We start from the raw sequence: 10,343 nt of genomic DNA on the forward strand, positions 1-10,343 counted from the left end.
ATGGCATCTCCCTGGCAGCGCTTTTTGCGCCCAGACTATCTGCTCGATCCTGCCCCACCCTTGGGAAGCGCGTGGCCGTTGTTCGTGCTGCTGGCTGGCCTATTTGCAGGCGGCCTGTTCTGGAGCTGGCGCAAGCGTTCGGCCGGCCGTGTGGCCCAGTGGGAGGCTGTTTTGTGCACGGCTGGTCTCCTGCTGGCGCTGGCGCGCTTGACCGCCCTACCCGCCTTGTCTGCGCGGTTGTGGCCGCTGTTGGCGCTGAGCCTGGCCATCGTCGTCGCCCTGGGCTACCGGTTGACGCGCAGGCCGTGGAATGCACGCGCGGCCCGGATCGTGCGCGCGCTGGCCCTGCAGCCGTTGGCGAGTGATCGCGCCCACGCCGCAGCGTGGCTGGCGGCTTGCCTGCCGCTGACCTACCCGGCTCTGGTGGCTGCGCTGCGCGTGGCGCTGCCCAGCGGGCTAGAAGCCCAGGTGCGAGCCAACCTGCTGCCTGACCCGTGGATTCTGCCGTTCGATCTGCCTGCCGCCATCCTGACCGGGGGCAGCTACACGCTCCTGTGCCTGGCCGTACTCAGCCTGGCGGCTGCGCCGGCCCGTCCGCGCGCCCGCCGCCTCACTACCCTGGTCCTGGTCGGCACCCTGCTGTGGGCCAGCCTGCTCTACCTCGGGCATCGCACAGCAGGCGTCAGCGGCAGCGACCCCTACGCCTACGCGCAAATGGCGGTTGACATCGCGCGCCAGGGCAGCCCACTGCACCGCTTCCCCCTGTTTCCGATCCTGCGCGAAACGGGCGTGCCGTGGTATCCGATCGTGCATGTCGGCTACGCGCTGCCGCTCGATGCCGCGGGCACGGCCGCTACTGTCTGGCCGCCCGGCTGGCCCCTGCTGCTGGCGGCGTCCTATCGGCTCTTGGGCGAGCCGGGCCTGTATTTGACCGCGCCGCTGCTCGGACTGCTGGCGATTGCACTCAGCGCCGGATTTGCCCGCCTTGTCTGCCGGATGCAGCCGGCAAGCCTGGCCCAGATCGCTCTCACCGGCAGCTTGAGCGCCTGCCTGCTGGCCACCAGCTTCGAGCAGATTGACCGCCTGCTGGTGCCGATGGCCGATGTCAGCGCGCAGATTACCACGCTGCTGGCGTTGGTCTGTGGGTTGAAAGCCTGGCGACTTCGGCGAGCTCAGTCGAGCCGCTGCGCCGCGAACCGCGTGCTCGTGTGGGGCCTGGTTGGCGGCGCATCTTTCGGCCTGGCCTACCTGATTCGCCACACCCAGCTGCTCTTGGCCTTACCAATCATAGGCATCATCTGGCTGGCGCCTCACGCGCCCTTGCAGCGCAAACTGCAGCTGGCAGTCGGATTTGCCGTCGGCGCCTTGCCCTGGGGCCTCGCCGATCTTTGGTATCACGGCCGTCTGTCTGGAAACGTTTGGCAGCCGGAATCGCCCGAATCGTTCCTGTTCAGTCTGACCAACGTGGGGCACAGCGCCGCGAGCGTCCTGGCCGACGCGCTGCGCCGCAACGAGTGGGGCCTGCTGTGGCCGCTGCTGCTGCTGGGCGCGTGGAGCCTGGCGCGGCGTGCACCCCGTGCCAGCGCCGTGCTGGCCCTTACTGTGCTCGGACAACTGCTGATCCATTTGCCCTACGGCGCGCTGCGTCTGCGCGACCTGCTGACCCTTTTCCCGCTCCTGGCGCTGTGGACGGCCTGGGGCGTCGTAGCTGTCATCGGGTTCGTTCACCGCTGGGCGCGGCGCTCGCTGGCCGGGCAACTGGTCGCCGTCGCGGTCATGGCGGCCATGATCTTCGTCTTGGCCGCGCGCACCTACCCGGTTCTGGCCAGTCCCTGGCGGCCGCCCCAGGCCAGTTTCGGTTACGTCACGACTGCACAGCGCGCCGCGTTCGCCAAGGTGGCTGCGCTGACCGAGCCAAACGCCGTCATTGGCGCCACCCTCAACAGCGGCGCGCTCGATTTGCTCAGCGATCGCCGCAGCCTCCATCCGGCGGACTGGACCGCGGGAGAATGGGCCACGGTGATCAAAGCCTTGCAGGCCCAGGGCCGGCCTGTCTATTTGCTGGACGACGGCCAGGCCCTGGCGCCCGTGCTGGCGGCCACCAACCGCGAATTCGGTTTGACGCCGGTGGCCGTGCTCGATGTACCAGTGTATGGCGACCCCGCGGGCGTGAGCCGGACACTGTCGCGGGTCAACAGCAGCCAGCCGCCGTAAGCGGCGTGATCCGCCGGATTGCACAATAAAGCCTACTATCATGACTACAACCGATGCTCACATCGCCCCATTATCCAATCCGACCCACAGCGCTGCACGTGCGCGGCGGCTCGATGCCATCGCGCTGGCCGGACTGGCAGGCTTCGTGCTTGCCTTATTCGGCAGGTTGGTCTTCACCAACCGCGTGCTGGCCAACGGCGATGTGTGGACCTATTTCACGCCCTACCGCGATTTTGCGGCCGCGGCCCTGCGCGCGGGGCATCTGCCGCTGTGGAACCCTTACCTGTTCCTGGGGGCGCCATTTTTGGCAAACAGCCAGGCGGCGGTATTTTATCCTTTGCACTGGCCGCTGGCCTGGCTGAGCACCTCGCGGGCTATCGTGTGGTCCATCGCTCTGCACGTCTGGCTGGGCGGCGCGTTCACGTATGGCTGGCTGCGGCGGGGGCTGGGCATGCGCCCGCTCGCGGCCTGGCTGGGCGGCATTGTCTTTGCCGGCAGCGGCTTCATCGGCGGCCATGTAGGGCAGATCAACCAACTAAATGCGTACGCCTGGTTTCCTGCGCTGCTCTGGGCGCTGACCAGCCTGCGGGCGCCTGCGGCCCAGCTCCTCACGCGACCCTGGCGTCACGCGCAGATCGGCCGTGACTTCGGCGAGCTCAGTCGAGCCGCGGTCGCGTCGGCGGTCAAACCAACCGCGGCCATCGGCGCCATCTTTGCTCTACAACTGTTCGCCGGCCACACCCAGGCCTGGTACATCAGCGCCATCGGCGCCGGGCTTTACGCGTTGGCCGGCGTATGGGCGGTGGAAACCGCGGCAACGGCTGCCAAGTCGGCCGTCGCCGATTATCGCCAGCCTCCGAAGGGAGGCTCCGTAGTCGTTGCGGCGACCGCGGTCGCCCGGAGGCTGAATCGTTACCTCCGATCTCCGATCTCCAATCTCCAATCTCTCATCTCTCGTCTTCCTTCCTTCCTCCCCCGTGCGTGGCCTCTGCTGATCCTCGCGTTGGGCCTGGTCATCGGCCTGGGATTGGCGGCTGTTCAACTCCTGCCCACGTTGGAATTGAGCGCGCTGTCTCCTCGCGCCAACGGGTTGACCTATCGCGAGGTGGTCTCGTTTTCGCTCAAGCCCCAATGGCTGCCCTGGGCCCTGCTGCCGGCCTACGGGCAGAACCTGGCCGCGCGTTTTGGCAGCGCGGGCTTTGCCGAGTACGTAGCCTATATTGGCTTTAGCGGCCTGCTGCTAGGGGCGTGGGGCGCTCGCCAGGCTGGCCGTTGGCGCTGGCCCTTGCTCATCCTGGCGCTCGGCGGATTGGCGCTGGCCGTCGGCGCCTACAATCCGCTGTACTACCTGGCCTACCGCTTGATTCCGGGCTGGGCGCTCTTCCGCGCGCCCGCCCGCTGGCTGCTGCTCTACACAGCCGGCATGGCCGGGCTGGTCGCACTCGGCGCGGATGCGCTGCAGGCCAGCCGCAGACCACTGGCGCCGTGGCTGGCCCTGGCCGCGGCGGCGATCCTGGTCGCGGAACTGCTGGCTGCCAGCAGCCTCCTGCCGCACACCAAAGCGACAGCGCCTGAAGCTGTGACCTCGTGGCGCAACGCGCCGGCCTATCTGCGCAGCGAACCGGGCCTTTGGCGCTTCCTGAGCATGTCGGGCATCACGTACGATCCGGGCGACCAGGCCGAGCTGACGAGCCTTTTCGCCGGGCAGTTGGACGCCGAGGCGATGTACGATCTGATCGTCGCCAGCAAGCAGAAGGAGATCGTGGCCCCCAATCTGCCGCTGTTCTGGCGCCTGCCCAGCGTGGATGGCTACGATGGCGGCGTGCTGCCGTTGGCGCGCTACGTCGAGCTGCAGCGCCTGTTTGTGCCGGACGATCAGCTCGTGCCCGACGGCCGCCTGCGCGAACAACTACGCCGCGTGCCATCCGCGCCCCTGCTCGACTTGGTCAATGCGCGCTTCATCGTCACCGACAAGGTGTTCGATGTCTGGGTGGACGGCGTCTACTACGATCTGCAGTTCAGCGCCGAGCTGCCGGCCGGGGCGGTCTGGCGCCAGGCCTGGCGCGTGGATCGGTCCTTCGAGGCGACTGGGCTTGGCGTGATGTCGCACCTGGACGGCGCGGCGGCCCTGCCCGACGGCGCGCCCGTCGCCACGGTGCGGGTGAAGGGTTACAACGGTCAGCAAACCGACTTTGTCTTGCGCGCGGGCCAGGACACCGCCGAAGGCGCCTGGCATAGCGGCGAGGCCAACCATCCGCAGGCGCGTGTGGGTCATCCCTGGCGTGACCACGCGGACGGCCAAGACTATCTGACGATCTTGACGCTGACAGTCCCATCGCAGATTGCGGCCATCGAGGTGACAGGCGCGGCGGACACTGGCCGATTCGTGCTGCAAGCGATCAGCTTGATTGATGCCCGCAGCAGCGCCAGTCAAGCCCTCATCACGCCAGGGCAAGGCGATTTTCAGCGCGTGCATTCGGGCGATGTGAAGATCTACGACAAACGCGATGTGCTGCCGCGTGTCTACGTCGTTCCTGCGGCGCATGTGATCGAGGCGGCCAACGCTGACGCGGCCCTGGCCGCGCTGCGCCAGCCAGGCTTTGCCCCTGACCAGGTCGTCGTCCTGGAAACCGGCCGCACGGCGCCTGCAGCCGCAGGTCAGGATGGCCAGGAAGCCGGTCATGCGTTGATTGAGCGCTATGCGCCAGAACAGGTGGTAATCAGCGCCACGCTGACCGCGCCCGGCATCCTCGTTCTGAGCGACGCCAATTTTCCTGGCTGGCATGCGACGGTGGACGGCGCACCTGCGCGCATCGAGCAAGCCAACCTGTTGTTCAGGGGACTGCGCCTACCGCCGGGCATGCATCGCATTACCTTTGATTACGCGCCCGATTCAGTCCGCCTCGGCGCGCTGATTACGATGGCAACCCTCGCGTTGGTCAGTGTGTTGTGGCTGTGGTCACAACGCTCGCCTCGCTCATGACGCAACGCGAGGGCGCAGAGATAGACGCGAATCTGAAAGTCGGGTATAATGTCAGAGGAGCGGCCTTTGCCAGCGCCGCGGTAGATGAGGGTTGTCTGCTTGAGGTATGTGCGCATGAATGGTCTGAACCGCGTTATCATCTTTCTGCTCTTTGTTGTCCTTTTTCTGTGCGTCGTTGGCGTCGCTATCTTTCCATTTGGCGCGCTGAGCCTCGCGCAGCAGCTCATCAGCCTTCTGAATGAATCACTGACGCAGGGGTTTTACGACCTCGGATTCCGCTTCCGACTGGCCCAGGTTGCGGTGGTCGTCGCGGCGGCGTTGCTCTTCATTCCACTCATTTGGTTCGAGATACGACGCACTAAGCCTGCCACGGTGCGAGTGCAAACCGCCGGCGCGGGCGGAGCTACGCTGACGGCTGATTCGGTCACGCGCCGGCTGACGTGGCATCTGGACCAACTAGCCGACGTGGTGAGCGTCACGCCCGAGGTCAAAGCGCACGGCGGCAGCGTGGATATCAGGCTGTTCGTGCGCACAACCCCGGACATCGAAGTGCCGATGAAGACAGAGGAAATTCTAGCGGTCACGCGTGAAGTGATCGAGCAGCGCATGGGCCTGCGCTTGGGCAAGGCGGAGGTGCAAATTGACCATGCGCCGTATGCCGACAGCCCAACCATCGAGAAGGAGTCTCAGCGCTAGACCTCATGACCATAGATCAGGTGACAGGAGACGAGGCGCGGGGGACTGGTGCGGCGAACACCTCCCCTGAGGCGCTGGGCGCGTTGGTGGAGAGCCTATTGTTCGCCGCGGCGGAGCCGCTGACTGTGGCACGCCTGGCCGCCGTGCTGCTGGTGGAAGCAGAACAGATTGAGCAAGCGCTGCAAGCCTTGGACCGCGATCTCGATGGCCGCGGCATCTGCCTGCAGCGTAAGGATGACAAGATCCAGTTGGCGACGCGCCCGGCAGCCGCATCTGCCATTGAGCGTTTGTTGGGTGTTGACACCAGTCCGCGTCTCTCGCCTGCGGCCTTGGAGGCGCTGGCGGTGATTGCTTATCGCCAGCCGGTCACGCGCACACAATTGGAGGCCATTCGGGGCGTCAACTGTGATGGCGTGCTGCGCACCCTGCTGAGTCGCAGCCTGATCGAAGAGCAGGGACGCCTGGACGCAGTGGGGCGCCCCATTCTGTTCGGAACCACCTTTGAATTCTTACAGTATTTTGGCCTAAGTCGCGTCGAAGACCTGCCGCCGCTGCCCGAAGCCCTGGTTACCGAATTGGCCGCACGTGATGCGCAGGCGGTCGCGTCGGCGGACGACAAAACCGCGAGCGCCTGAAGATCGGCGATGAAGACCATACGCTAGATTCAGGCGCGTCCAATAGCGAGGAGCAGTCAATCATGGAAGACCTCTGGAAAGTGCGTAGACGCAAACGCATGACGGTTGGAGAATTAAGCAGCCGCACCGGCATCTCGTCCAAAGTCCTGCAGCGTTATGAATTGGGCGAGACTCCGATTCCGCTTGAAGACATTGAAAGGCTGGCCCGTGCGCTTTATGTAGAACCCTGGGAGATCAAGATTCAGTCCGATCCGCCGCCGTCGCCCCCGCCGGGTGAAACGAACACGCCACGCCCCGCACCCACCTCAGCGCCGCCGCGCTCAACGGCGCCAGCGCCTCAAACGCATGCTGGCCCTGGCGCGGACTCAATCGCGCCGTACAGCGCGCCGATGGGCGGTCAACGCCCCGCTTATAGTCGGCCGCCAGGCCCTCCCCGTTCCGAACCAGGGCCGCGGCCAGGGCCAGAAGGCGGCGCGCCACGCTACAGTGCGCCCGATCGCCGGCTGCCTCGACGTGAACGCCCGGAACGGCCCGACCGTGAGCGCCGCGCGCCGCCCGTGCCCGGCCCCGTACGCGCCAGCCAGGTCGCGCATCTGGTCAACCTGGGAAAGCGATTGGGCGTGGAACAGGCGGACTTGGAAGCGCAGGCTGGCAAGCCGCTCAGCGAGTTGAACCGACGTGAGGCGTCGCAGCTGCTCGGCACGCTGCAGAAACGGATCGTGGAGGAGCACCCGTCGCGTCCCAAAGGCAAACGCCAGCGTCCGTACCTGCCTGAATCGGTGGACGAGTTCGAATTCCGGTATCTGACAGCAGTCCAGGAGGAGCAAAGGCAGCTCGATTTCAAGCTGTTTGATGGCAGCCAGATTGTTGGCCAGGTCATCGGTTTCAGTCCCTACGCCATCACCATCCGTGAAGCGTCCGGCGCAGAAACGACGGTGCAGAAACTGGCCATTGCCTACTATCGCCATTCCCCCCAGAAGGCGGCGTTATGAGCCTGGGGGACTATGTGCGCTACCTGCGCGCGGTCAAAGGTGGGCCAACGCCCTGGGAGATCGAAGCCGCCAGCGGAATCCCCGCCGGCATCTATCGGCAGATTGAGCAGCGCTACCGAGCCATCGGCGAGGAGCAACTGTTGGAGAAGATGGCAACCTATTATGAGGTTGCGCCCGATGAGTTGCGTTGGCGGCAGAATTGGCCCCGCAAAGGCCTGACTTCGGCCCTGGTGGATGCGCAGGAAAACGCGCGACCACTGACCCTGATCCTACGCAGCGGCGAGGTATTCACCGGCGCCATACTGTGGTGGGATTTGGGCGCAGTTGAGCTGCAAGAGGCAAACGGCGCGTCGGTCGTCGTCCAGCGTCATATTGTAGATCGTTGGGAGTAAGGAGCCATGGCGCCTAATCGGCAGGATGTGGATGTCATCCTGAAATTGTGGGAATTGGCCAACCGTGACGAGGCGCACGAGGCGCGCATGTGGATGTACGCCAGCTTCGTCGCTCAAGACTATGCGGATTTTCAACGCCGTTATCCCATCGGCTCACGCGAATGGCGCTATTTCAGCAGCACGTGCGGCATGATGGAACTGTTCGGCGTCCTGGTGACTCGCGACCTGGTAGATGCCGATCTTTTCTTTGACCTGTTCGGGGGCATCGAAATCCTGTGGGAACGCGTGCAGCCGGTGCTCAAGGGCATGCGCCAGGAGATTGACGCGCGCTTGTATGAGAATTTTGAGCTTCTGGTGCAGCGCTGCCGGGCCTGGAAAACAGCCAATCCACCGAAACTGTAGCTCACGGATCATCAAAAGACCACGCCAGAAGACAAGATGGTGTGGTCTTTTGTCGCGAGCGCATTGATCGGGTGATCGGTTGCTCGGCGCACAACATGGATAAGACCAGGCAATCCGCGGCGCTCCGTGTTCATCCCCGGCCCATTTTGTGGTCAGGGCGCCGGTGCAACAGGCGCGAGGTGTGTCATGATCGTCTCGGGGATGCGCGTCGGTTGCCCGGCGTGGGTAATGCAAATATGCCTGGAATAGCCGGTGGCCAGCGTCAGGTTGTCACGCGCGCGCACGATCTTGTAGTCAAAACGCAGCCCGCGGCTGCGCAAATCGCCCAAGCGCGTGCGGATCACGAGCATGTCCTCGTAGTGGGCGGAAGTGATGTAGCGCGCCATCACTTCCGCCACGGTCAGGTAATAGCCTGCCTGTTCGACCTGGCTGTAGGGAAGGCCCAGGCAGCGCATCAAACTGCTGCGCCCTTCCTCGAACCAGATGATGTAGTTGCTGTGATGCGCGATCCCCATCGAGTCTGTTTCCGCGTAGCGCACCGACACAAGAACGCAAGCCTCGTTTCCTTCCAGCCACTCACGACGCGTCAGCAAATCGGTCACAGATTCCTCCGTCTCGAATCCCGTATAAGGCCTAGCATAGCATAGGCAATCGGTTCAAGCAAAGTAAAAGGAGTCAGCGCATGTCACGCAGAAAACGCTTCCTGTTGGTTGGCTTTCTGGTCATGATTCTACTGAGCGACCTAGGGCCACTGCAGGCGGCCAGTCCTGGGCGCACGCTTGCGATGGACATTGGCGGCTGGGGCGCCAATCCGGCGTTTGCACAGCAAATCGCCCAGCGTGACAGTTTGTGGCGCACGTCAGGCAAGGCCTGGTGGGTGCAGCAGTTGACGCCCGATCACAGCCGCGGCGACTTGGTGGCGGCTGTGAGCGCCACGCGCACGCTGGCGGACATCACGCTCCTGGCGACAATCCAGGCCCCGGCCACCACGACACGACGAACCGGCACCGTCGGCCAGCAGCTCGCACGCGACTGGCTGAAGACTCAGTTCGAAGCCTTGGGGTATGTCACGACCTTGCAGGCCTTCAGCAGTTCCTATGGGACTGCGCACAATGTGGTGGCCGAGATCACGGGCCGCACCCGCCCCAATGACGTCTACCTGATCGGCGGGCATTATGATTCCACTTCGGCTTCTGCCGCCACCAACGCCCCTGGCGCAGAGGACAATGCCAGCGGTACGGCGGGCACGCTGGAGATGGCGCGCATCCTGGCGCAGTATCCACCGCAGGCCACTGTGCGTTTTGTAACGTTTGCCGGCGAGGAGCAGGGGCTGATCGGGTCTCAGGCTTATGTCAATTCTTTGAGCGCCGCCGAGCGCGCGCGTATCAAAGGCGCTTTCATCATGGACATGATTGGCTACAAGAGTGCGGCCTACCCGACCAATGTGCTGCTGGAGACCAGCAGCGCCGTGCCGGGCACGGTCAGTCTGGTGACGACGCTGAGTCAAAACGCGCAAACCTACACGACGCTCAACGTCGCCATCTCATACGATCCCTGGGGCAGCGACCATGTCCCCTTCCTGAATGCGAACATGGCGGCCATCTTGCTCATCGAACAGGAGTATGACAGCTACGCCTGCTATCACCGCACATGCGACACGCCAGACAAGGTGACGCCCGCGCAGGCGGCCGAAGTGCTCAAGATGTTGATTGCTGCGCTGGACGCCACGGCCGGCACTTGCCTGTTGGGCGACATCAACTGCGATGGGGTGGTGACCGCCGCCGACATCACGATGGTCGCGGAGAGATGGAACGGCGCCTACGATCGGCGCATGGACCTCGATCACGATGGACACATTGACATTGTGGATGTGATGCTGGCGGCTGCGCAATGGCAGGCGTGAGCCGCGGACAAAACGCGGCGCATTTCAATTTCGGGGCGTGGCCCACGAAGGGGAGGCTTGGCAGTGGTTGCCGCGATTTCAATCGCCCGACGTCCGACCCGCTTCGCCGTTAGCTCAGCCGAACGG

At 64.5% G+C, this 10,343-nt stretch carries 9 protein-coding genes; 8 read left to right on the top strand and 1 reads right to left on the bottom strand.

Going from position 1 to position 10,343, the window contains the following annotated elements:
* The 7 genes from ACPQ6D_RS18490 (at position 1) to ACPQ6D_RS18520 (ending at position 8,314) form a co-directional block, all read left to right on the top strand.
* The gene (locus ACPQ6D_RS18490; RefSeq protein ID WP_423225824.1) at positions 1-2,214 is read left to right on the top strand and encodes a hypothetical protein; all 2,214 of its coding nucleotides are present in this window, start codon (positions 1-3) and stop codon (positions 2,212-2,214) included.
* Positions 2,215-2,254: 40 nt separating this feature from the next.
* Positions 2,255-5,197 carry a YfhO family protein gene (locus ACPQ6D_RS18495; RefSeq protein WP_423225825.1) on the top strand — a complete coding sequence of 981 codons (2,943 nt, stop codon included), beginning with the start codon at positions 2,255-2,257 and terminating at the stop codon, positions 5,195-5,197.
* Between the two features lie 114 nt (positions 5,198-5,311).
* Positions 5,312-5,893 carry an Asp23/Gls24 family envelope stress response protein gene (locus tag ACPQ6D_RS18500; protein WP_423225826.1) on the top strand — a complete coding sequence of 194 codons (582 nt, stop codon included), beginning with the start codon at positions 5,312-5,314 and terminating at the stop codon, positions 5,891-5,893.
* Positions 5,894-5,898: 5 nt separating this feature from the next.
* Positions 5,899-6,528 carry an SMC-Scp complex subunit ScpB gene (scpB, locus tag ACPQ6D_RS18505; RefSeq protein WP_423225827.1) on the top strand — a complete coding sequence of 210 codons (630 nt, stop codon included), beginning with the start codon at positions 5,899-5,901 and terminating at the stop codon, positions 6,526-6,528.
* Positions 6,529-6,590: 62 nt separating this feature from the next.
* Positions 6,591-7,520, top strand: coding sequence for a helix-turn-helix domain-containing protein (locus ACPQ6D_RS18510; RefSeq protein ID WP_423225828.1), 930 nt, complete (start codon positions 6,591-6,593; stop codon positions 7,518-7,520).
* Entirely contained in the window at positions 7,517-7,912 is a 396-nt protein-coding gene (locus ACPQ6D_RS18515) for a hypothetical protein (RefSeq protein ID WP_423225829.1), read from the top strand. Before ACPQ6D_RS18510 ends, ACPQ6D_RS18515 begins: the two co-directional genes overlap by 4 nt.
* A gap of 6 nt (positions 7,913-7,918) precedes the next feature.
* Positions 7,919-8,314: a DUF4760 domain-containing protein gene (locus tag ACPQ6D_RS18520; protein ID WP_423225830.1), complete on the top strand. Its 396-nt coding sequence runs from the start codon at positions 7,919-7,921 to the stop codon at positions 8,312-8,314.
* Between the two features lie 152 nt (positions 8,315-8,466).
* On the opposite strand, the gene ACPQ6D_RS18525 is transcribed toward ACPQ6D_RS18520, so the two are convergent.
* Positions 8,467-8,916: an acyl-CoA thioesterase gene (locus ACPQ6D_RS18525; protein WP_423225831.1), complete on the bottom strand. Its 450-nt coding sequence runs from the start codon at positions 8,914-8,916 to the stop codon at positions 8,467-8,469.
* An 80-nt stretch (positions 8,917-8,996) separates the two neighbouring features.
* On the opposite strand from ACPQ6D_RS18525, the gene ACPQ6D_RS18530 reads away from it, so the two are divergent.
* Entirely contained in the window at positions 8,997-10,217 is a 1,221-nt protein-coding gene (locus tag ACPQ6D_RS18530) for a M28 family peptidase (RefSeq protein ID WP_423225832.1), read from the top strand.
* The last annotated feature ends 126 nt before the right edge of the window (positions 10,218-10,343 follow it).

This window comes from Candidatus Amarolinea aalborgensis, from assembly GCF_900491745.1.
Lineage (GTDB): Bacteria > Chloroflexota > Anaerolineae > SSC4 > Amarolineaceae > Amarolinea > Amarolinea aalborgensis.

What these genes read in the sequence shown, in the direction of transcription:
- ACPQ6D_RS18495 (WP_423225825.1), top strand. Translation starts at nt 2,255, where the DNA reads ATGACTACAACCGATGCTCACATCGCCCCATTATCCAATCCGACCCAC.
- ACPQ6D_RS18520 (WP_423225830.1), top strand. Translation starts at nt 7,919, where the DNA reads ATGGCGCCTAATCGGCAGGATGTGGATGTCATCCTGAAATTGTGGGAA.
- ACPQ6D_RS18500 (WP_423225826.1), top strand. Translation starts at nt 5,312, where the DNA reads ATGAATGGTCTGAACCGCGTTATCATCTTTCTGCTCTTTGTTGTCCTT.
- ACPQ6D_RS18490 (WP_423225824.1), top strand. Translation starts at nt 1, where the DNA reads ATGGCATCTCCCTGGCAGCGCTTTTTGCGCCCAGACTATCTGCTCGAT.
- ACPQ6D_RS18530 (WP_423225832.1), top strand. Translation starts at nt 8,997, where the DNA reads ATGTCACGCAGAAAACGCTTCCTGTTGGTTGGCTTTCTGGTCATGATT.
- ACPQ6D_RS18515 (WP_423225829.1), top strand. Translation starts at nt 7,517, where the DNA reads ATGAGCCTGGGGGACTATGTGCGCTACCTGCGCGCGGTCAAAGGTGGG.
- ACPQ6D_RS18510 (WP_423225828.1), top strand. Translation starts at nt 6,591, where the DNA reads ATGGAAGACCTCTGGAAAGTGCGTAGACGCAAACGCATGACGGTTGGA.
- scpB (WP_423225827.1), top strand. Translation starts at nt 5,899, where the DNA reads ATGACCATAGATCAGGTGACAGGAGACGAGGCGCGGGGGACTGGTGCG.